Annotated in this window: 13 protein-coding genes; 7 read left to right on the top strand and 6 right to left on the bottom strand. The window is 51.8% G+C overall.

The window, feature by feature from the left end; genetic code table 11:
• Window positions 1–12: 12 nt before the first annotated feature.
• The 3 genes from RAL91_RS15955 to RAL91_RS15945 all read right to left on the bottom strand — a co-directional run bounded on the left by RAL91_RS15955 (window position 13) and on the right by RAL91_RS15945 (window position 4,652).
• Window positions 13–2,058: a hypothetical protein gene (locus RAL91_RS15955; RefSeq protein ID WP_306257247.1), complete on the bottom strand. Its 2,046-nt coding sequence runs from the start codon at window positions 2,056–2,058 to the stop codon at window positions 13–15.
• A 29-nt stretch (window positions 2,059–2,087) separates the two neighbouring features.
• Complete coding sequence (locus tag RAL91_RS15950) at window positions 2,088–3,266, bottom strand: hypothetical protein (protein WP_306257246.1); 1,179 nt, start codon at window positions 3,264–3,266, stop codon at window positions 2,088–2,090.
• Between the two features lie 246 nt (window positions 3,267–3,512).
• Entirely contained in the window at window positions 3,513–4,652 is a 1,140-nt protein-coding gene (locus RAL91_RS15945) for a hypothetical protein (RefSeq protein ID WP_306257245.1), read from the bottom strand.
• Window positions 4,653–5,023: 371 nt separating this feature from the next.
• Here RAL91_RS15945 and RAL91_RS15940 point away from each other — a divergent pair, with 371 nt between their 5' ends.
• The 4 genes from RAL91_RS15940 (at window position 5,024) to RAL91_RS15925 (ending at window position 12,514) form a co-directional block, all read left to right on the top strand.
• Window positions 5,024–6,619 carry an EAL domain-containing protein gene (locus RAL91_RS15940; RefSeq protein WP_306257244.1) on the top strand — a complete coding sequence of 532 codons (1,596 nt, stop codon included), beginning with the start codon at window positions 5,024–5,026 and terminating at the stop codon, window positions 6,617–6,619.
• 153 nt (window positions 6,620–6,772) lie between these two features.
• A complete protein-coding gene (locus tag RAL91_RS15935; protein WP_306257243.1) occupies window positions 6,773–8,503 on the top strand; it encodes an EAL domain-containing protein in 1,731 nt (576 codons plus the stop codon).
• Window positions 8,504–8,658: 155 nt separating this feature from the next.
• Entirely contained in the window at window positions 8,659–10,968 is a 2,310-nt protein-coding gene (locus tag RAL91_RS15930; protein ID WP_306257242.1) for an NADP-dependent malic enzyme, read from the top strand.
• A gap of 43 nt (window positions 10,969–11,011) precedes the next feature.
• Window positions 11,012–12,514, top strand: a complete 1,503-nt coding sequence (locus RAL91_RS15925; protein ID WP_371932426.1) for an AMP nucleosidase — start codon at window positions 11,012–11,014, stop codon at window positions 12,512–12,514.
• Between the two features lie 66 nt (window positions 12,515–12,580).
• Here the strand turns inward: RAL91_RS15925 and RAL91_RS15920 are convergent, their stop codons facing one another.
• The gene (locus RAL91_RS15920; RefSeq protein ID WP_306257241.1) at window positions 12,581–15,241 is read right to left on the bottom strand and encodes a ribonuclease E/G; all 2,661 of its coding nucleotides are present in this window, start codon (window positions 15,239–15,241) and stop codon (window positions 12,581–12,583) included.
• A 661-nt stretch (window positions 15,242–15,902) separates the two neighbouring features.
• Between RAL91_RS15920 and RAL91_RS15915 the strand changes: the two genes are divergently transcribed.
• The 3 genes from RAL91_RS15915 to prfB all read left to right on the top strand — a co-directional run bounded on the left by RAL91_RS15915 (window position 15,903) and on the right by prfB (window position 21,100).
• The gene (locus tag RAL91_RS15915; RefSeq protein WP_306257240.1) at window positions 15,903–17,114 is read left to right on the top strand and encodes an N-acetylmuramoyl-L-alanine amidase; all 1,212 of its coding nucleotides are present in this window, start codon (window positions 15,903–15,905) and stop codon (window positions 17,112–17,114) included.
• A gap of 290 nt (window positions 17,115–17,404) precedes the next feature.
• A complete protein-coding gene (locus RAL91_RS15910) occupies window positions 17,405–19,864 on the top strand; it encodes a penicillin-binding protein 1A (RefSeq protein WP_306257239.1) in 2,460 nt (819 codons plus the stop codon).
• A 104-nt stretch (window positions 19,865–19,968) separates the two neighbouring features.
• A protein-coding gene (gene prfB, locus RAL91_RS15905) for a peptide chain release factor 2 (RefSeq protein ID WP_306257238.1) occupies window positions 19,969–21,100 on the top strand; the annotation gives its coding sequence in 2 pieces (ribosomal slippage) (window positions 19,969–20,037 and window positions 20,039–21,100; 1,131 coding nt in all).
• Window positions 21,101–21,129: 29 nt separating this feature from the next.
• Here prfB and RAL91_RS15900 read toward each other — a convergent pair.
• The gene (locus tag RAL91_RS15900) at window positions 21,130–22,440 is read right to left on the bottom strand and encodes a M23 family metallopeptidase (RefSeq protein ID WP_306257237.1); all 1,311 of its coding nucleotides are present in this window, start codon (window positions 22,438–22,440) and stop codon (window positions 21,130–21,132) included.
• Between the two features lie 338 nt (window positions 22,441–22,778).
• Entirely contained in the window at window positions 22,779–23,243 is a 465-nt protein-coding gene (locus RAL91_RS15895; protein WP_306257236.1) for a peroxiredoxin, read from the bottom strand.
• Window positions 23,244–23,406: the final 163 nt, after the last annotated feature.

Genomic DNA, 23,406 nt, shown 5'->3' with positions numbered 1-23,406 from the left:
TTGGCAAATGCTCTAGTTCGGAAGTGGCTCAGAGCCTTCTTGTGGGCTGTCGGGCATGTTTTGAATGGTGATACCCAGCAGCGACAGCAGTTTGCGCGGATCACCGCGTAGCTGGCGCTCAATGTCTGCTATGGCAACGCCTGCTTCAGGTTTCAGCTCGACAATCAAGCTATCAGGATTTGGCAGGAAAGCCTGCAACGCTGTAACAAGTTCCTTCTGGAATCTCTGATTTTGCAAAACTGCGACCAGGAACGGCAGGGTCGCACCCACTTGGCCACGGAGCACGTCACCTTTGGTGTTCAGCTTTGCCGCCTGGGCATCAAATCCCGCTTCAACGACGCCAGAATTGCTGAATGTAATCTGCGAACCGATGAGTTTGCCGCCGCGAATGCTGGTGCTGGCCTGTGTCGGGCTTGTGAAGGGCGATGTCGCGACATCTTCAATCCGGGCGACAATTTGAAGCCGGCCAAGGTCCTGAATGTCGATGTCCAGCTCTTCCAGCGTCAACGCTTGCTGTGAAGAATCATACTGCAGTGACAAAGACTGATTAAGTTCCAGTGTCTCAGTGTCCATTGTGCGCAGGATGCTGGTCAATCGCGTGATCAGACCTTTGCCTTCCGGGATGAGCGCTGTTGGAATCCGCAGTTTTTCCAGGGTCATTGCCAGGCCGTTGGGGGTGCCGTCGGCATTGTTTTTTGTTTTTAGATCCAGTGACTGAATTCCAGCGTTCAATGCCATTTCAGGAACATTTGCTTCAAATCCATCCAGAAAAACCGATGTGAATGTCGGTATCAATGCGGCCGTAGAAACGGCCTCACCATCCAGTTTTGCCCGCAAAATATCTTTGTCAGGGAAGTCTGCGTTTTTAACCGTTGCGCGATTGATTTGCAGCGCTCCAAGATCAGTCAGGCTGGTGCGCAGTTCCTGAAGATCAATCTCGGCAAACCCACCCAGAGATGCCTGTGACATCCCCATTGATCCAATTGTGAAGTAGTCAATACCCAGTGCTTCGGTGCTGAGCCGTTCCAACTCCAGTTCCTCCACATCAAATGCAGACGCCAAACTCAGCAGGAATTGCGGGACATCGGCATTCGGCACTGCATCAATACCGTTTGGGCTTTTTGCAACGGTGATCAGGTTTTCCCTGGTGCTCTCATCCAATGCTTCCAGCGTCAGACCGGCTAGGCGCATGGCATCGATGGTTAAGGTCAGACCGCCAATTGAAACCACGTAGTCGCGTACAGTGAGCCCTCCCAGGATCACACTTTTGGACGTCCAATCGAGCCTGGGATCGAGCAGTGATGTGAATGCGTTGATGTTCAAGCCGGTAAAAACGGCGTCCTTGAAGCTTTCCCGGACGATCGGTTCCAAAGGCGGGCTCAATGACAATGTATCGGCAATTTCCCAAGTCCCGATCTGGCGCTCTTTGACATCAGAAATTACATTTTGCCGATAAATGCTCTCGCCAAGCAACTCTGTCTCTTTCTTTGAAGAGTAGGTGCGGACCGCCAGCCGAGGGATGCTGATCAAGTCTGCCTGAACGCCAAGCAGTTGTGTCAAAAATTGGCGCTGACGTTCGAATTTATCAGTTCCTCCGTCCGCTGCACCAAGGCGTGCAATGTCCAGACGGGGCAGTGCTGTTTGATCAAGCACCATCAAGTCAGTGGCAAATTCAAGCTGGCCTTGCCTGAAGGAGACGTCGTAGAGGGTGATCTTGTCCGCTTGCGCGACAAACTCACCACCGCGCAGACGTGGACTTTCCAGAATGACTTTACCTATTTTAACCCTCAGATCGAGGCCGGGTACTTCCAGCAACAGGCCATTCACCAATAAAGCACTATCGCCGGGTCGTGTTGAAATGCTGCCAACACTGCCATTCGCGCCGCCAAAGCGGGTAATCTCCCGAACCCAGCTTTGCAGGGAGTTATTGATTGTCCGCGAGAATATACTGTCGAGTGACTGTGAGGTCAGATCATCCAGATTTTGCGCACGAAGCGGCAAAGTGCCCGCTGCAAGTGTAGCAGCGACAACAACAAGGACGATTCTCAAAACGATCATCCGACCCGTTTCCTTATCTGGTGTGCGCGCTATTCATTGGCACTGATTGACAGGCCAAGCAGATCAACAACCGTGCCGGGTGCCGATGTCAGCGCGGCAAAAACCTGAATAAATGGCGTTGGTTTTTCAGGAGCCATGAGGATGCTGAACGTCTGCGGATCATTCAAAAACGTGGACACTGCATCTGCGACCTGTTTTTGAAACGCTTCATTGTCCAATACTGCCAGAAAGAACGGCAGGGCTCCTGACAATTGAGCTGCAAGCGCATCTGGCTCAACGCCCATTTTCTCAGCCTGGGCTGACAGCACACGATTGGCCAGCGAATTGTCGTCTATATTCAGATCGAGACGACCGATGCTGGCGGTCGCGATAATGGCTCTTGGATCCAGCGGGGAGGCCATAAAGCTTTGCGGAATGCCGCCGATGGCAGCCGTGAGCGACAAGGCAGCTGTATCATCTCCGGTAAGCTGAAAACGTTCCACCGTCAGAATTTCGCTTTCAGGGAGATAGGAGCCTTTTGCCGAAAGCGACAGATTCAGCTCCTGATAGCCAAGTCCAACGATGTCCTGCTTGATCCGCGAATCTGGAAATTTTGCGATCTGAATTGAAATGTCTTCCAGCTCGACTTCACCATTAACGGGGATGTTGTCCCCGTTAATGTCGGCAACAGTGTCGATTGACGCGATTGTCACAAGCCGGTTGTCGGCATCGCCGCCCAGCCGGATATCATTCATGGATGATGTCTCATAGCGAAACCACTGGCTGACTGCGCCTTCAACAATTTGCTCTGCAGGCTGAACTGTTACATTGAATGCGCTTGCGGATTCGACCGTTCCTTCGACAGTACGGGATTGCAACAAAACACCCTTTGTCGTGACCTCGTCAGCCTTGAAACCGCCGTCATCCAGCATTTCAGGTGCAACAATGCGTGTTTCATCAATGATGATACTGGGGCGTTTTGCCTTGTCACGGATCAGCGTGACTTTTTCCAAAACAACAACATTGTCGGCTTCTTCAAAGCGTGCTGTTTCGTAGGCAAACGTGTCCCCGCTGACTTTTGACATGGTTTTAACCAGTGTCTGCCCAACAGTTTCCGCAATATCGGATTGTGCGAAGAGTGGACCTGCTGGCAGCATCAAACCGGTTGCCAGAACCCCTATTGCCAGAACAGAGAGGGGGGCAAATGCCGTGCGGAACAAATTGATCATGAAGCTTCTTTCTAACTGCCTCTGCCAATGGCCGATTCTCCGGTCATCTGGCGATATTGGATTGTTGCATGCTCTGAGTCCAAACAGACTCGATATGTCGTATTAACTGCTTTTGGCAAAGTGCCTTAGGACTATTTTTGTATGTGGAATCATCAAATGGTTCAACTCAACAGACCGCACTCAGGCTTTGGCGAAAAAAAGGCCGCAATACAAATTGCGGCCTTTCAGCATCAGTTTGGCGTATTCTTATTGATTAGCCTCGACCGTAACGCTCAGCAAATCCGGAACGACCTGAGGGGAACTCATGGCAGCCCCGGCAATCTGAGCCACTGGAACCGGATTTTCCGGAGCAATTGTTACAGACAGGGAATTTGGACTGTCCAGAAATTTGGTCACTGCCTCTGTCACCATTTTTGTGAAGGCTTCATTATTGATTTGGGCCAAAGCAAATCCAAGCACAAAGGGTGCCTGAGCTTTGAGCTGGCTTGCGTCCTGGCCGGTCATCTTTGCTGCGAAGTCCAGACCTTTTTCAAAAATTGAGTTGTTTGCAAAACTCAGACTAGCGCTTCGCAATGTGGCCGTTGCCATCAGTCCCTGTATCTGTTCGGGGTCCCGCAGCAATTCATCGACCATGCCGCCCAGATTGGCAGAAAAATTGATGACGCCCATATCCTGTGCGTCAAATGTCATTTTATTCAGATCAAGCGTCTGGCCAGCGGCATCGTAAGCCGCATCGATTGAAACATCGAGAATGAGGCTTTCATATCCGGAGGCATCCATAAAGGTTTTGGCTTCATTTTCCATGAAGCTCGCCGGTACCGACAGATCATCAATTGTCAGTGTGCCTTTGCCGCTGATTCCATCGTCGCCGGTGTAAATCGCAGTGCTTTTCACCGATGCCACGGTGATGGGAACTGACCCTTTTGGGATGGCATTGATATTGGCGAATTCCGCGGAGGAATATTTCACGTTTTCCCATGATTTGGGATCTTCAGGGTCGACGTCCAGGGACGGGATCGACAGGCCTGTGACTGTCATGCTGCTAATGAAAACCTGCGCATCATCATCGACCAACTCAAATCCAGTTGCGGTAATGTCATCCGCACCGAAGCCGTCTGTATTATCTTCGTCATATCCCTTGACGGACACAGTGGCGAAAGTACCGGTGCCGTCACCGTCACTGATTTTGAAATTCAGCACCGTGACCACGTCATTAGCGGGGTTGTAAACCGCGCTTTCATAAGATGCCTGCGATCCGGAGACGGCGATCATCTCAACCAAACGGTCTGCCACAGCAACGGGATCTGGTGCAGCAAAGGCTGATCCAGCGTGAAATACGCCCGCAGTTAAAGCCGCGCTGAGCACGGCATGTCTGAAAGAGTTCATAAAATTCCTCACCAATAGAGCTACGAAAACGGTAATGCGAAACCGAAAGCAACTTAGCGCAAGCGTGTTGATTGGGCTCTGTTTCGTTCGTGTTTAATGCTCACATTTCTGTGACCGCTGTTTGGGGCCAGGCCCGCAAACGGTTGGTTTCCAATAATGCGTCTTTTGGAGAATAACAAGCAACTGCGGTGGCCGAAGTGTGGCAGCGTGGCCCAAGCACCACAATTTCACCTAAAGTTTTAGCAACTATAAACCTACAAGACTCAACTTTCCCGTGATAAAATCGGGAAATTATTTCCGAAGGATTGACGTTGTTGCTTCAAGGAAAGCGATTAGTTCTGTTCGTTGGCTTCGCTGCGATGTGTGTTGCAGTGCCCGTTTTTCTTGTTTTTTTGCTGCACCAAACCGCCCGTGATCGTGAAATCAATCAGATCATGGAACGCCTGCGGTTCGATTTGAATGCCCAGGTCGAAATTGTAATGGATGACGCCTTCACTGCTTTGGACACCTATGCATTCCCGGCATTTGGTACGTGCGATGGCCTGTCCAGAGAGATCATGCGTCGGCTCGCCTATACAAGTGTCTATGTCAAAGACCTGATGGTTGCAGACGGGGATAATGAAGTCATCTGCAATACGTCCGGCAGTCAGCAATCCATTCGCAGGCGAGCCCAATCGCAAGATCTTGCAGACGGCATTCACAAGGTCGAAGCCGTGCAAATCGAATCGGAACAGATCGAAGCTATCCTGATTTCACGCGCATTGAGTGAGAACCGAATCTTGTCTGCGCTCGTACTTTCCAATTCTCTGGTTGCCGCGCGCAGCCATAAAACCCTTTTGCAGGATGGGTTTGTGTTTTTGTCGCTGGTGGATGGCACCGATGTTGGGCGCTACCCACATTCGGCTCTTTCCGAACCGACCGCGCGGCAACTCGATGATTTCACGGTTCTGGAGGGGCCGCTTACCAGTTATCCGTTCGAATTGAAGGTCTTTGTGTCCAATGACCGATTGTCAGAACCATTGACTGACAGCCCTTTCTGGGTTTCCGTTTTTGGCGCTGTGGTATTTGGCACTGCGCTATGTACCGGGCTTTGTTACATGAGCTTTGCGCGGCCAGCCTCACTCAATTCGGTCGAGTTAGCTCTCAGAAACCGACAATTTGTGGCCAGTTATCAGCCAATAGTAAACATCAGCACCGGAGAATTTATCGGCTGCGAGGCCTTGATCAGGCTGCGAAAGCCTGATGGAACTTTGATTGAGCCAAATGCCTTTATCCAGGATGCCGAGGGATCGGGCCTTGCCATTGAAATGACAGTGCTTCTGATGAAACGCATTCGCGCAGATTTGGAAGAGCTTTATGGTCGCAATCCATCACTGAAAGTCGGCATCAATCTGTTCAGTGATCATCTGAACCGGCCTGAAACTGTTGCAGAAATTGAACGGGTCTTTGGGCCGTCCCAAATTAGGTTCGAGCAACTGACCTTCGAGTTAACGGAGCGTCTGCCGGTGGAATCATCTAAAATGGCCAAGAAAGTTATTGCAAAGATTCAATCGCTTGGCTCCCAGGTTGCGTTGGATGATGTCGGTACTGGCCATAATGGATTGAAATATCTGATGGAACTGGGTGTGGATATCATCAAGATCGATAAGCTGTTTATTGATGGCGTGTCAGATTCAGGATTTTCCAGAACCATCGTGGACGCGCTTATAAAGCTTGCCAAGGAAATGAATATTCTGGTCGTTGCCGAAGGCATTGAACGTCTGGATCAGGTCGCCAATTTGAAAGAACTCGGTGTTCATATGGCACAAGGCTATTTCTACTCAAAACCGTTGCCACCTAAAGCTTTTGTGGCGTTTATGGAAGATGCACTGTCGAAGTCTGGGTCAAACGGCAAGGACGGTAATCAGCGCCGTCAGGTTCCCCAGTACCTGAAACTTGTCAGTAAACACCATCCTGCCACTAGCTAGGGCCCAGACCCCAGTGACCAGACCCTTGTGCTACTATTGTCTGATGGCGCAGGCCGCTTTGCTGAGGTCCGAAAGGTAATTCTCACTTTCCAGTAAGCATCCGTTTACGAGCATTCTGTTAGATTGCTCGGAACAAGCATCGGATTGGGCGAATTGAGATTCTTTAAGCGCATTAGACAGCGGCTGTTTATCAGTCTCGCGGCTGTGGCTATTTTTGCTGCAATCGCGCTGTTTATCTATGCTCGAACGAGTGCAAGTCTGCAGGAAAAAGCTCAAGTAAACCTGAACCGCGAACTGGTGGCGATCAGCGAAATGCTTGTCTCTACATTTGACCAGAAAATCACCGAAGTCATAACCAAGGTCGAGCAATCAGGCCTTGAAAAAATGGATGGCTGTACCCCTGGTTTCTTTGGTGTCAGTCGCTTTCTTGTTGGCTCTCTGGATCATGTTCAGGACATCGGTTTCATTTCATCTGATGGCACCATGCAGTGCTCAGCGTTGCGGCCAAGTCGCCCAGTCGAAGGCTTTCTGCACGCATGGGACCTTGATACCCCCGCTTTCACGCTTGCTGTTCTGGAAGATGTTCAACTTGAGCGCAGGCCCCTGGTGCTGATCATCAACAAGGGATTGAATCAACGGTTTGTCGTCCGATTTGCCCCCACAATCTTACCTGCCTCCATCAGTTCAGCTCCCATCAGGCCATATCTTTCCTACGATGCAATGTTGGCGAGTGGCGATCGATGGATTTTTGTCCAATTTGCCAATATGCGCAAAACCCGCGTGGGGTCGATCACGCGACAGGCGTTCGACCTGCGTGATTTGCCAGAACGCCTCAGCCATTCAGCGCAATCTGAAAAATTTCCCATTGTGATGTCCGTGTCAGCTGATGCGGAAGCACTGTTGGTGCTTTATGATCGACTTGGAAATGGTGTGCTGTCTGTGGGCATGTCAGCTGGAGCCGTCATTCTCGCACTGTTGTTGATCATTGGCTGGCGTTCGGGACGATCAGTCTCCGATCAAGCCACAGTTTTCGATGACGGTGAGTTTCTTGCCTATTACCAACCTGTTGTCGATATGGGTAATGGCAGCATTTTGGGGTGTGAAGTTTTACTGCGTTTCAGGACCAGGGATGGCCGACTGATTCAACCTGCGTCCTTCATTGCTTATGCAGAAACGACGGGCGTGATCATGGAAGTTACGCGTAATCTGCTTTCACGGGTTGCTTCTGAGCTGGATCAGCTTTCAAAAGATTTTGGACATCTGAAAATTGGCATCAACCTGACTGGCAAACATTTTGAGGACATGGTGGTTGTCGATGAAATTCAGGACGCGTTTGGCAAAAGCCATACGTCTTTCCAGCAATTGGTCTTCGAACTGACAGAACGTCATCCGGTTCAGGATTTTGAGATGGCCAGAATGGTGATTTCGGGAATTCAGGAATTGGGTGCAAGTGTGGCGTTGGATGACGCCGGCACTGGCCATGGCGGGTTCTCCTATCTGCAGAAACTCGGGCTTGATGTGATCAAGATCGACAAAATGTTTGTCGATAGTTTTGGTGAAGACGTCACGACCATGACAATCATCGATATCATCGTTGAATTGGCCAAGAGTTTGGATATGGGAATTATCGCCGAAGGTGTCGAGAATCAGGAACAGGTGAACTCCTTGCGCAAACTCGGCATTTCAGCGGCACAGGGCTATTTCTTCTCGCCGCCGCTGCCACCTGAGAAATATATTCAACTGGTCAGGGAAAGCGAAGCTGCGGAAGACAAATTCGCCTTGTTCGAAACGACCCGGATTTCACCGACGATGGATCTGCGGCCTGCCAGCAATTCGACGGCTGAACAGGAGCCGGGAGTGCTCCAACTGGCTAAAGTTTCCTAGGCAGGTTCGCGTTAGCGGACAGCGCTGCCGGCGGATATGGTTTTCCATTGGTTTTGGAAGCTTCAGCGCCTATTTGTTTTGTCGATCCCTCAATTCGGTGCATAACAGGTTCACGACTTTCTGCCTGATTGCACGAGCATAATAGGGAACACACAATGGCTGATGGGGACACCTCCAAGGATACGCGATCCGCAAATGATGATTTTGATCAGAATGCTCTGTTTTATCATGAATTTCCAAAGCCCGGTAAGCTTGAAATAAGGGCTACTAAACCACTCGGCAATCAAAGAGATTTAGCGCTGGCCTATTCGCCCGGTGTGGCAGCGCCCTGTCTGGCTATCGAGCAGGATCCGGCACTGGCTTACAACTACACCGCAAGAGGCAATCTCGTTGGTGTCATTTCCAATGGAACGGCTGTTTTGGGCCTTGGAGCCATCGGTCCACTTGCCTCCAAACCGGTGATGGAAGGCAAGGCAGTTCTGTTCAAGAAGTTCGCCGGAATTGACGTGTTTGATATTGAAGTTGACGAAACCGGGGTTGACCAATTCGTTAATGTGGTGCGCGCGCTGGAGCCAACTTTTGGCGGAATAAACCTTGAAGATATCAAGGCGCCGGAGTGTTTTCAGATTGAACGTGCCTTGCGCGAGAAAATGAACATTCCGGTATTTCACGATGATCAACATGGCACGGCCATTATTGTCGGCGCCGCTGTGCTGAATGGAATGGAGCTTGCGGGCAAGAAACTCGATGAAATCAAGGTGGTTGCATCCGGTGCAGGAGCGGCGGCTCTGGCTTGCCTCAATATGCTGGTTTCGCTTGGCGTTCAAAGACAGAATATTTGGGTCACCGATATTGAAGGTGTTGTCTATGAGGGTCGTGAGACCCTGATGGATGAATGGAAAGGCGTCTTTGCGCAGAAGACTGACCTTCGCACATTACACGACGTGATTGAGGGAGCGGATGTCTTTCTTGGGCTGTCTGCAGGCCGTGTTCTGAAGCAGCCAATGGTAAAGCTTATGGCGGCCAAACCGCTGATTATGGCGCTTGCCAACCCCAATCCGGAAATCATGCCGGAAGATGCTCTGGAAGCACGCCCCGATGCAATGATCTGTACCGGTCGATCCGACTATTCCAATCAGGTCAATAATGTTCTGTGTTTCCCATATATTTTCAGGGGCGCGCTGGATGTCGGTGCGACGACCATAAATGAGGATATGAAACACGCGGCCGTGCGCGCGATCGCCGCATTGGCACGCGAAGAGCCAACCGAAGTTGTGGCTCAGGCCTATGGCGGCACCTCACACACATTTGGCCCGCAATATCTGATTCCGTCTCCATTTGATCAGCGTCTGATTATTCGCATTGCGCCAGCGGTCGCAAAAGCGGCCATGGAGTCGGGGGTTTCAACGCGGCCGATTGATGACATGCGGGCGTATAAGGATCGTCTGAGCCAGTTTGTTTTCAAATCGGGTTTGTTGATGAAGCCAATTTTTGCCGAGGCGCAAAAGAATCTGAGTCGGATTATCTTTGCTGATGGCGAAGATGAGCGCATTCTTCGGGCGGCACAGGTGCTTGTGGAAGATGCGATTGCAATTCCTATCCTGATCGGACGCCCCAGCGTTATGGATAGCCGTGCCGAGCGCTTCGGTCTGAGGTTCCGTCCGGGGCAGGACTGCGAGATCATCAACCCGGAAGATGATCCGCGCTATCGCGATTATGTTGATCTGTTTTTCTCCAAGGTTGGCCGTAAGGGTGTCAACAATGACGCGGCGCGCACGATTGTCCGTACCAATAACACCGTTATTGCCGCGCTTGCTCTTGAACGTGGTGACGTGGATGCAATGATTTGTGGTCTGGAAGGCCGTTATGACAAACATGTTCGAGATATTCGCAATATCATTGGCTTGAAGAAGGGGGCTCACGACTACTCAAGTCTCAGCCTTCTCATCAATGGCAGCGGTGGATACTTTCTGACAGACACCTATGTGACCGAAGATCCATCACCCGAAGAAATTGCCCAGATGACTATTTTGGCTGCTCATCATATCCGGCAGTTCGGTATCGATCCCAAGGCAGCGCTTTTGTCCCATTCCAATTTTGGATCACGGGATACAGCAACCGCCAAGAAGATGCGGGACGCGCTGACTGTTCTACGGGACCTGAATGTTGATTTTGAGGTTGATGGCGAGATGCATGGCGATGCAGCCCTGTCTACTGCAATGCGCGAGAAGGCAATGCCGGGAAGCCCGTTGAAGGGGGACGCCAATCTGCTTGTTTTCCCGACACTTGATGCTGCAAATATTTCACTTAACCTGCTGAAAACAATGACAGATGCACTTCATGTCGGCCCCATTCTTCTGGGCTGTGCGAAGTCAGCCCATATCGTCACACCTTCGGTAACATCACGCGGTATCGTCAACATATCTGCCCTGGCAGCCGTTGAAGCGAATTCCGATCTGGCATAGTGCCTGGGCCAGAAGCCGAGCGCCCTCAATATCTGGAGCATATATGATTGAAAGACCGGACATGGACTGGAGTGACGTTCTGCTGATGCCAGAGCCGATGAGCACCATGGTAACGATGGATGTTGACGAGGCAGTTGACCGATTGGTGGAAATCTATGAGCGCAATTCCAGCTTCATCCAGACCCATTTTCGGCAGTTGCTGGAGGAAGGTACGCCGCAAGGTCGGGTGAGGGCCTGCTACCCTTTTGCCAGGCTGACTACAACGCGTTACACGCGGCCAGATTCTCGCTCTTCATATGGATTTGTTGCCGGCCCTGGCACCTATCAAACCACGCTGAGCCGGCCGGATCTTTTTCGCGGCTACCTGATTGAGCAATTCGGCAAGCTGATTGGCAGCCATGGCGTTGGAATTGAAATCGGCGAAAGTGATTCACCGATCCCTCTGCATTTTGCCTTTCCTGAAGGGATGCATGTGGAAGGCGGATTGTCTCAGCGGCTTGATGTTCAGCTTCGTGAAGTTTTTGACGTGCCTGATCTGGCAGTTACCGATGATGCTATTGCGAATGGAGAGTATGAAACACTGCCCGGTGAGCCGATGCCGCTTGCGGCTTTTCCAGCGCAACGGGTCGATTATTCACTGCATCGTCTGGCGCATTACACGGCCACCAGTTCAAATCATTTCCAGAACTTTGTTCTGTTTACAAACTACCAATTCTATATTGACGAGTTTTGCGCCCTTGCCCATGAGATCATGAGAAGCGGTGAGGGGGAATACGAGTGTTTTGTAGAACCCGGTAACGTCATCACCAAAATGGGCGATGATGCGCCGTGTGAGGGGACCGCCCCTTCGCGTCTGCCGCAAATGCCAGCATATCATTTGTGTCGCAAGGGGCACAGTGGCGTTACCCTGGTCAATATTGGTGTCGGTCCGTCCAACGCCAAAACCATTACTGATCACATTGCAGTGCTGAGACCTGCAGTGTGGCTGATGCTGGGACACTGCGCGGGATTGCGCAACTCACAGCGTCTGGGCGATTATGTTCTGGCCCATGGCTATGTTCGGGAAGATCACGTTCTGGATGCGGACCTGCCGACCTGGGTTCCAATTCCGCCGCTTGCTGAGGTGCAGGTGGCACTGGAGCAGGCTGTGGCAGAGGTTACTGGTCTGACCGGTTACGAGCTGAAGAGCGTTATGCGTACCGGGACAGTGGCGACCATTGACAATCGTAATTGGGAACTGCGGGATCACAGGGAGCCCGTACAGCGGTTTTCCCAGTCGCGCGCAATTGCCCTGGATATGGAAAGCGCAACCATTGCGGCCAATGGCTTCCGATTCCGGGTGCCCTATGGAACGCTGCTTTGCGTCTCAGACAAGCCGTTGCACGGTGAGTTGAAGCTTCCTGGGATGGCCAGCGATTTTTATAAACGGCAGGTTGCCCAGCATTTAAAAATTGGCATTCGGGCGGTTGAGAAAATGCGTGAGATGCCGGCAGAAAGACTTCATAGCCGCAAGCTAAGGAGCTTTGCTGAAACAGCATTTCAGTGATTTGAACCTGATCTGCAATTGCTGAAGCAGATACAAAAACCCCGGCGAATTCGCCGGGGTTTTTTATTATTTGCGACGCCACCATCCGCTGCGTTTCGGTGCAGCAGGTTCAGGCGCTGGTGGCTCAGGTGCCAATTCGACCGCTGGTACAGCACTGCTTTCCGCGACCAGCTCTGTCGGCATTTCCAATGCAGCGACTGGTTCCGGTTCAACCGGGCTTTCATCAATCGGCTCAGCTGCACCATTTGCCACTTCTGCGGCAGCAGGTGTCGCTTCATCCTGTGAGGCTTCAGCAGGAACACCGGTATCAAAATCAGCGTTAGCAGGAACCGCTGCGTCAGGCACTGCATCGACAACTGTGTCAGCTTTCTTGGCCCTTGGCTTGCGGGTTCTCCGGCGCTTTGGTTTTTCGACCACTTCGTCGGCTTTGACTGCCTCTTCGTCTGGCGTCTCTTGTGCTACGTCATCTGCAGGTTCGCCAGATTCTTCAGCCTCTGCGGATTTTTCAGCACCATTGGCTTCGCCGGCTTCTGATTGCACCTCAGCTTCTGCGTTCTCTTCCGTATCACCACGTTTGCGGCGGTTGCGGCGGCCTCCGCGTTTGCCACGCCGACGTTTTCTCGGCTGGCCATCGCCATCTTCACCGTCTTCACTATCATCAGCGCTGTCTTCGTTGACATCACTTGCTTCGGATGTGTCGTCAGAGGATTCTGCGTCATCGGCGTTTGCAGATGTATCCTGCTGGCCGTTCTGATCAGAGTTACCGCCGCGCTTGCGCCGACGCCGACGTCGTTTGCGCTTTGGTTCTTCTTCCTGATCGGGTTCTTCTGCGACTATTTCCGCTTCCAGCTCATCGTCTTCTTCAACGGGCTCGATACTGTCCACGCTCACAAGCGCCGCTCTGTCCACTGGCCGTGCACGTGCTTCTGCACGCTCGCCTTTTTCAAGGGTAAAGCCTTGCATGGTGACGGAGTTATCGGCTTCTACAGTCACCTGCACACCAAACCGTATTTCAAGTTCTGCAAGGTTGCTGCGTTTCTGGTTGAGAATATAAAGCGCGACCTCTGTGCGCACTTTTACCGCAACATTGTTGTTGGAGTGCTTCGCCAAATGGTCTTCCAGACCGCGTAACACCTGCAAAGAAATAGAGGCGGGGGAACGGACATAACCAGTTCCCTCACAATGGTCACAGACAACGGTTGTACTTTCCAGAACGCCGGTCCGAATACGCTGGCGTGACATTTCCATCAAACCAAACGGCGATATGCGCCCTACCTGAATGCGGGCTCGATCAGATTTGAGGCAGTCTTTCAACTTGCGTTCAACAGCATTGTTGTTGCGACGTTCATCCATGTCGATGAAATCAATCACAATCAAGCCAGCCAGATCACGAAGCCGCAATTGACGTGCAACTTCTTCCGCAGCTTCCAGATTGGTCTGGACTGCGGTGTCCTCAATGTTGTGCTCTCGGGTGGATTTTCCCGAGTTCACGTCAACGGACACAAGTGCTTCAGTTGGATTGATAACCAGGTACCCACCGGATTTCAGGGTTACCTGAGGCGAGAACATGGCATCCAGTTGCGGTTCAATTCCGAAAGCTGAAAACAGGGATTTCTCGGCTTTGTAGAGTTTGACGTTCTTGGCGTGGCTCGGCATCAACATTTTCATGAAGTCTTTGGCTTCACGATAGCCCGCATCACCAGCAACCTGAATTTCGTCTATATCCTTGCTGTAAAGATCACGGATAGAGCGTTTGACAAGGCTACCTTCTTCATAGACCAGACAGGGCGCGCTGGATTGCAACGTCAACGTTCGGACGTTTTCCCACAAGCGCAGAAGATACTCAAAATCGCGCTTGATTTCCGGTTTTGTCCGGTTTGCACCAGCCGTGCGCAGGATCACACCCATTCCCTTGGCGACTTCCAGAGAATTTGCCACTGTTTTCAGACGTTTACGATCTGCAGGATTGGTGATTTTGCGGGAGATTCCGCCGCCACGGGCTGTGTTCGGCATCAAAACAGAATAGCGACCGGCCAATGACAAATAAGTTGTCATTGCGGCGCCCTTGTTGCCACGTTCCTCTTTAACGACCTGAACCAGCAAAACCTGGCGTCTTTTGATGACTTCCTGAATTTTGTATTGGCGGCGGCGAGGACGGCGGCGTTCGGGAACTTCCTCCAGCGCATCCTCTGCGCCAACTATTTCAACTCCCGGCGTATCCTCAGCATCGCCATCACTGGAAGCTTCACCAGCATCGGTGTCCAATTCGTCATTGGCGGACACTTTCTGACTTACGCTGTCGTCCGTGTCTGCAGCCTCGGCGATAGTTTTGCCAGTTGGCTCGTCTGAGTTGTCGTCAGCTTCATCAGAACCATCTTCCGCCTGCGCTTCGGAAACGCCATCAAGATCTGAGTCGCCAATTTCCTTGGCCTCAATCTCATCGGCAGCTTCCTCATCCAGGAGTGCCTGACGATCCGCTATCGGAATTTGATAATAGTCGGGATGTATCTCGCTGAACGCAAGGAAACCATGGCGGTTGCCGCCATAGTCCACAAAGGCGGCCTGAAGTGACGGCTCTACCCTTGTTACTTTTGCGAGATAGATATTTCCCCTTAGTTGAACCCGGTTTGCAGCTTCAAAGTCGAACTCTTCAACTTTGTTGCCCTTGACGACTGCCACCCGGGTTTCTTCCGGTTGGGAGGCATCGATAAGCATTTTATTTGCCATTGATGTTTTTCTCCGCAGGCCAAATGCCAAACGCTATGCAGGGCGCAATGAAGCGATCCAACTGCTGGCGAGGCAAAGCCTGGTGTTGTGCTTGAAATGCGTGAAATACGTTTCGGAGAGGGCAGACCGGCGATCAACGCGAAGCGCGACCAGGTAAAGACCTGAGCAATGGCAAGCAAAATGCTATGCATTCTGCTAAATCCTGCTTCGCAAGCCGTATCTGCGGTATTTAGTCTCACCCGAAACGAAACCTTTAAAATGTTTTTGCACAGCCAGACCTGGCCGTGCGAGGAGTGGGCTCACTCTTCGCAGATGACGATGTCCGCTTCCCGGAAAATCGTTTCGCCCTATTGGCGTTGCGTTTCGACAAAAATTCGACCTGAGGTCGATTGCCTTGCCGGTATGCATCCACCATCTGAATGTGTGCGCCCTGATACCTTAATAGGTTTGACGGCGCATTTTAGCAAGCGCCTGTTTTAGAAAACAGTGTCTTTTGACATGACTTGGTTTTTTGATATCCAAATACTAATTTAACCCAATTCGTTCATATTTATGGTGTTTCACATACAACTCCATGACTTGTGACCTCATTGCAAACCAATTGCGGGATTGAGACGGCTGAATGATACAGAACTGCAGAGATCTATCGTGGAGACCGCTTTTGGGGCGGCAACTTTGCGCTGTGCTTCTGGTGGTCACGGCTTTGACGGGTTGTTTTGCCAATGGTGCGGCTGCCGAGGATGGTGCTGAACCTGTCCGTACAATCGATGCGCGCGCCGCTGGTAATTCTGACCGCACGCGATTCGTCATTGATTTGGAGAAGGCGGTTGAGTTTGCAGCCTTTACTCTTGCCGATCCCTATCGCGTTGTGATCGATGTTCCCGAGCTTGATTTTTCCGATCTCAATGAAAATAGCCGAGATGGTCGCGGGCTGGTCGGGACGTTTCGATACGGTCTGATCGCCAAAGGCAAATCCCGAATGGTGCTTGATCTCACCGAGCCTGTAAATATTGACGAATCTTTCGTGCTGGAGCCGCTTGAAGGGCAACCGGCACGCCTCGTGTTTGATCTTGTTCCAGCCAGTCGGGAAGAATTCCTTGAAGGCGTTGGCAAACTCAAATCTGTTGGTACTTTGCCAACCAGATCGCCGCTGGCTTCCGTTCCGACCCCGAAGGGTCCGGGCAAGATGGTCATTGTGCTGGATCCCGGGCATGGGGGCATCGATGATGGTGCCATCGGCCCGGGCGGTGCCAAGGAGAAGGAGCTTGTCCTCAACTTTGCCAAGGATGTTCGGGACGCGCTTAAGGCATTTGGTCATTTTGAAATTCTGATGACCCGCGATGATGACACTTTTGTGGCTCTTGACGAGCGCGTTGAATTTGCCCGCACAAATGGTGCGCAATTGATGGTGTCTTTTCACGCTGATACGGTAACGCAAGCCTATGTCCGTGGGGCGACGGTCTACACATTGGATGAAACGGCATCCGATGGGGTGTCGAAAGCGTTGGCGGACAAGGAAAACCGATCCGATACGATTGCCGGCGTCGAGCTGACAGACAAGCCTGATGACGTTGCGGATATTTTGATAGATCTGGCCAGACGCGAAACCAAAAACCTGTCCATCGCATTTGCCCGTCGATTGTTGGGCGACATAAAACCGGAGATGAAACTGAACAAAAACCCACGCAGATCGGCAGATTTCAGGGTTTTGAAGGCACCCGATGTTCCTTCCGTTCTGGTGGAGTTGGGATATCTGTCCAATTCAGGTGATGAGAAGCTGCTGGAATCACCGGCATGGCGGAAGAAAGTGGCAGCCAGATTTGCACTTTCGATTGAAATATTTTTTAGTCGGATGCCCAAAAACGCCGGATGAAGCGCTTTGTTGCCGGCGCGCCAAGTGCGTTGCTGTTCCCCCGAGACAGACAAATTTGTAATATATCTGTCACACTGACCGAAAAATGGGCTTCACAGCCTAGAACAGCCCATTTTTGCCCAATTTACTTGAAAAGACGTATAGTTAAAGCAATTCAAGGAATCATGGCAAAACGCTTAGTTTGAGGAAGCGTCTTGTTGGCCACCAGACTTTCAGATGGCCTGGATATAAGGAATGTTCGTGCAATGAATGGCGCAGGCAACCGCCGTCGAAAAAGGGCGAAACGATCAATGTTTGCAAAAGTTTTTGGCTTTCTGTTCACATTCGGAATAGTGGCGGCGCTCGGTGTTGGCGGCGTGGCAGCCTATTTCCTGACGCAGTATTCTGAAGAATTACCGGATTATGAGGTGCTGAGCGCCTATGAGCCACCGGTGATGACCCGGGTGCATGCATCTGATGGCGTACTGATTGCTGAATATGCAAGAGAGCGGAGGCTCTATCTGCCCGCCGCGGCCATCCCCGATCTGATCAAAGCAGCGTTTTTGAGCGCAGAGGACAAGAATTTCTATCGCCACAAAGGCGTAGACTATGTGGGCATTGCCACTGCGATGGCGCGCAACGTGCAGTCCCTGGCCAGTGGTCGGCGCTTTGCGGGTGCCTCGACCATTACCCAGCAGGTTGCAAAAGTCTTTCTGTTGTCCAGCGAACGGACAATGACCAGAAAGTTGAAAGAGGCCATGCTCGCTCTGCGTATCGAGCAGGCCTACACCAAAGACAAGATTCTGGAACTGTATCTCAATGAAATTTATCTCGGTCTTGGCTCTTATGGTGTCGCGGCCGCCTCGCTGAACTATTTTGACAAGTCGGTACACGAATTGACTCTGGAAGAAGCGGCCTATCTGGCAGCGCTTCCCAAGGGACCGAATAATTATCATCCTTTCCGTCAGACGGAAGCCGCGATTGAACGCCGCAACTATGTTCTGGATCGGATGCACATCAATGGATACATCACACCGGAGCAGGCAGAGGCTGGCAAAGCACTTCCCTTGCAAGTGCGACTTCGGGAGTATGGCTCCCAGATATTTGCCGCAGACTTTTTTGCCGAAGAGGTCCGTCGCGAACTCTTTGATATTTATGGCGAAGAGAAGCTGTATGGCGGCGGTCTGTCCGTAAGGACGACCCTGAACCCCAAAACACAGGTGCAGGCGCGTGCAGCTCTGCATAATGGGCTGATCAAATTTGATGAGGCGCGTGGCTGGCGTGGTCCCAAGACCACACTTGATCTGACGGCTGCCGACGACTGGGGCAAGTTGATTGGGGAAATAGATCCGCTGTCGGATGTTCCCGAATGGTCTCTGGCGGTGGTGCTGGATGTCAACGCAGAGCAGGCAACGCTCGGAATTCGGCCGGATTCAATACGGTCGCGTGGTTTGTCCGATGATCGGAAGACGGGCGTTCTGCCACTACAATATGTCAAGTGGGCCAAATGGTCCAAGGGTGACCGCAAGGGCCGCGCCATCAAGGGCGTCAGTGACGTTGTCTCAATTGGTGATGTTATTTTCGTCGAGCAATTGGCAGACACGGATGCCACCTATCGACTGCGTCAGGTTCCTGAAATCAATGGTGCGATGGTTGTCATGGACCCCCATACCGGGCGTGTGACCGCTTTGGTGGGTGGTTTCTCCTATGATGCAAGCGAGTTCAACCGCGCCACACAGGCCAATCGCCAACCCGGCTCTTCCTTCAAGCCGATTGTCTATGCGACGGCGTTGGACAATGGCTACACACCTTCTTCGGTTGTGATGGATGCGCCTATTGAGATCAGATCAGGTGGCCAGCTCTGGAAACCGCAGAATTATGGCCGCAACTTTTTGGGCCCATCGACCTTGCGAACCGGCATCGAGAGATCCCGCAATGTCATGACAGTGCGTTTGGCACAGGATATGGGCATGCCGCTCATTTCCGAATATGCACGGCGTTTTGGTGTGTATGATGATCTGCAGCCGGTGCTGTCCATGTCACTGGGTGCCGGGGAAACAACAGCAATGCGCATGGCGGCTGCTTTCAGCGTATTTGCAAATGGCGGTCGCAAAATTGAAGCAACGTTGATTGACAGAATCCAGGACCGCTTTGGCAAGACTATTTTCCGGCATGACCAACGAATTTGCGAAGGCTGTGATGCAGCTTCCTGGGCCGGGCAGGAAGAGCCCATTCTGATCGATGAGCGCCTGCAGGTGCTGGATCCGATGACGGCCTATCAGGTTACATCCATGATGGAAGGTGTGGTTCAGCGCGGCACTGCGACTGTTGTGCGTGAGGTTGGTAAGCCGATTGCTGGCAAGACCGGAACCACAAATGACGAGAAAGATGCATGGTTTGTTGGCTTCTCTCCCGATCTGGTTGCTGCGGTTTATATTGGATATGACAATCCACGCTCAATGGGACGAGGCTCAACCGGCGGACAATTAGCGGCTCCGATTTTCAGAGACTTCATGAAAGAAGCGCTTGCAGAGACGCCTGCGGTGCCATTCCGGTTGCCTCGTGGTCTGACGCTTATTCCGATTGATCGCAAGACCGGCCTGCGTGCCAATGGCGGCAGTGAAGGTGTCATTATGGAGGCTTTCAAGCCGGGCACAGCGCCGCCGGATGATTATTCGATCATCGGTTATAGCGATGATCAGGGGCGGCCTCTGACGGTGGCTCCTGAGTCTGATCGGGCTGTTATTTCCGGTACGGGCGGGCTGTATTAGTCGCTTCACAGAAATTGTCATCTTGAACTCAGCGCGCGGGTCATGCATAAGCCCACGCGCTGGCATTTTTCGTTTTGCTGTCTTTCAAATTTGGAGTTTTTCCCATGCGTGCTGAAACGCAGCAACTGGTTGATGACATCGAGCAGGCACTCACCCTGCTAAGGAGGCATCTTTGACTGGGATAATGCCCGTATTCGTCTTGCCGAACTGAATGCCCTTGTTGAAGATCCCAACCTTTGGGATGATTCAACACAGGCGCAGAAGATCATGCGTGAGCGCCAAAACCTGGATGACCAGATCAATGGTATTCTGGGATTGCAGAGCGCAGTGGCTGATAATCTTGAACTGATTGAAATGGGCGAAGCTGAAGGCGATGATGACATTGTTGCCGAGGCTGACAATGCCATTGCCGAGCTCAATGAAAAAGTTCGCGAGCAACAGATACGGGCCATGCTGTCTGGCGAAGTCGATGGCAATGACAGCTATGTGGAAATTCACTCGGGCGCTGGTGGCACCGAAAGCCAGGACTGGGCCTCCATGCTGCTGCGTTTGTATACGCGCTGGGGTGGCCGGGACGGGCGCAAGGTTGAGGTCATCGAGATTCAGGACGGGGAAGAGGCTGGCATAAAGGCAGCAACTATCCTTGTGAAGGGTGCAGATTCCTACGGCTGGTTGAAAACCGAATCGGGCGTTCATCGTCTTGTGCGTATTTCGCCCTATGACAGCAACGCAAGACGCCATACCAGCTTTGCCAGTGTCTGGGTCTATCCGGTTATCGATGATTCCATCGAGATTGATATTCCAGACTCAGATGTACGTATCGACACTTACCGCGCTTCAGGTGCCGGTGGTCAGCACGTCAATACAACGGATTCTGCTGTTCGCATTACCCATCTGCCCAGCGGCGTTGTTGTGCAGTGCCAGAATGACAGGTCACAGCACAAGAACCGGGCGACAGCCTGGGGCATGCTTCGCTCGCGGCTCTATGAAGAAGAAATGAAGAAGCGGGAGGAAGCTGCCATGGAAGAAGCATCTTCCAAATCCACCGTAGGGTGGGGGCACCAGATCCGATCTTACGTGCTGCAGCCCTATCAGTTGGTCAAGGATTTGCGGACTGGTCACGAAAGCACGGACCCGCAAAAAGTTCTGGATGGCGGCATTGACGGATTTCTGGAAGCGTCACTGGCACAGCGCATCAAGGGCAGTGCCAGTGCTGATATCGAAGATATCGAATAGTCTGCGATTCCGTATGAACAAGAATGGCTCTAAAGGCTCGGAACCTGTTTTCCGGCATCCATAAAAGGTTGTGGATTGCGGGCATTGCCTTTGTTCCGCACTTCGTAATGCAGATGGGGCCCTGTGCTACGCCCTGTACTACCGACCTTACCAATCACATCGCCACGTTTTACCGACTGCCCGGCTTTGACCGAGATCTTGCTCAGATGACCGTAGCGCGTGGTCAGTCCATGTGCGTGACGAAGTTCGACCAGTTTTCCGTAGCCGCCTGCGCGGCCTGCGCGCAGAACCTGGCCATCAGCCGTTGCTATGACAGGTGTGCCGGTCGAGGCGCGAAAGTCGACGCCGGAATGAAAAGCTGCACGCTTGCGGAAAGGATCAATCCGGCGTCCAAAACTACTGGATTTGCTGGCGTTTTTTACTGGAACAGCAATCGGCAGAGCCACAGAGAGTTTGCGCAATCGTGAAATGTCCTGCAACTGGGCTTCAATGCGTTTGGAAGCATTGTTGAGGGCTGTTTCATCAAAATCTGCCGGCAGGAAGGGACCGCCAATGGCTTGTGCTTCGGCGGGCAGTTTCAGCTTGATTGGCAGTTCTGACAGCGCGCTGCGATAGGCCGCATGTTCGTTTGTTATGGCTGCGGCAACAGCTTGAACCGACACCGCATTTATTTCCTCCATTGCATCAAGGTCGGCCTGAAACCGATCAATGCGGCTGAAGGGATCGTTCAAATTTGATTCCCGCTCGAAATCTTCAAAACGATCCGGAAAAGCATCCAAAGTGCCATTCAGCCCGTTGTCCAATGGTTGTTCAGACCCGCCGGAGGCTGTCTCGTCGCCGACAAGCGATACACCGCTGGCCGCAAGAAGCGGCTCGCTGCCCGGCTTTATGACAGGTAGTGGGGCTGCAACGGCCGCAACACGAATTCCCATTTTCCGGGCATTGTCGATAACGGCTGCAACGCGTGCATGCCGCGTGGCATATTTATTCTGGCGCTCTTCCAATTGTGCCATTTCATTGGCGAGGCGGATGCGCTCTTCGGCAGATTGATCCTGAATTGTTTCCATGGCTGTCTGGAAGCGTCGAAACTTTGCTTCATAAGACTGACGCAATTCGATTTCCTGAATCGCATTGCGCGTCAGCAGATCATCGCGTTGAAACAGATAAAATGCAGCTGCAACATTGAACAATGCCAATATCAACAGCCCCGTCACAGCACTGCTGAGCACCCAGGGTTGAATCGCCATGACAATCGTTTTCCTGCCAAAGCTGAAGATGACACGTTTGGCCTGTCGCTGATCTGCAGGCCGTGACTTACGCTTATTGACTACTTTCGACATTACACCACTCATACGCAACACTAACTGAATGTATTACACACGGTTAAGGTTAACGTCGGCTTTCCAAAATGGAAACAAGGGGTTAATTCAGAAGGAAAAGCTGGTTTTAAGCACAGTGCAGCATTTGCAAATTGCATTGCTGCACTACTTGGTTAGGCTTTTTGGGGCAATAACTGCCCCTTTGGCATTTTTGCCAAGCGCTTTTTCCTTCCCTAGCTTTCACACGGAAGGCTGATTTTCTTGATCCAAATGTTTCGGCGCGGTTTGCGTCGGTCGCGCCGAAACATTGGTATCTCGGACAAATGGCACTTTTGAAATTGGATCGAGTGCGCATTTGATCAAAGTTCTCTTGCAGCTTCCAGTACCGCGTCAACATGGCCCGGAACTTTCACCTTGCGCCATGCCTTGACAATGGTTCCGTCCTTGTCGATCAGAAATGTAGACCGCTCGACGCCCATATATTTGCGTCCATACATGCTTTTTTCCACCCAGACGCCATAGGCGGACAGGGTGGTTTTTTCCTCATCGGAAGCAAGGGCCACATCGAGATTGTATTTGTCGATGAATTTGTCGTGTTTCTTGACTGGGTCCGGCGACATGCCGATGATTGAGACGTTAAGCGCATCAAAATCGGGTTTTCTGATGGAGAATTCAGTTGCCTCTTTCGTGCAGCCCGATGTGTCGTCTTTGGGATAAAAGAACAACACCAGTGCCTTGCCTTTTTGCTCAGACAGAGAGAACGAACCCTCGCCGTTGGTCGGCAAAGAAAAATCAGGAGCCTTTTCACCTTCTTGTACGGTCATAAATTGCCTTTCTTTGGTCTTGTTTAAATGCAAATTGAAATTGCTGTGTGTTGGGGCTAAGACACAGCTATAAACGGGAGGTAACAGATCGTTTGCGCGATTTGCTTTGCAGGAAGAGTTTCCTTTTCCAGGTTTCGGGCCTGCCACTCTCAAACTTCGTCAG

The sequence above is a fragment of the Pararhizobium sp. IMCC21322 genome, from assembly GCF_030758295.1.
Lineage (GTDB): Bacteria > Pseudomonadota > Alphaproteobacteria > Rhizobiales.
The sequence above is the reverse complement of the archived record's forward strand: the minus strand, read 5'-3'. Positions and strand labels throughout refer to the sequence as shown.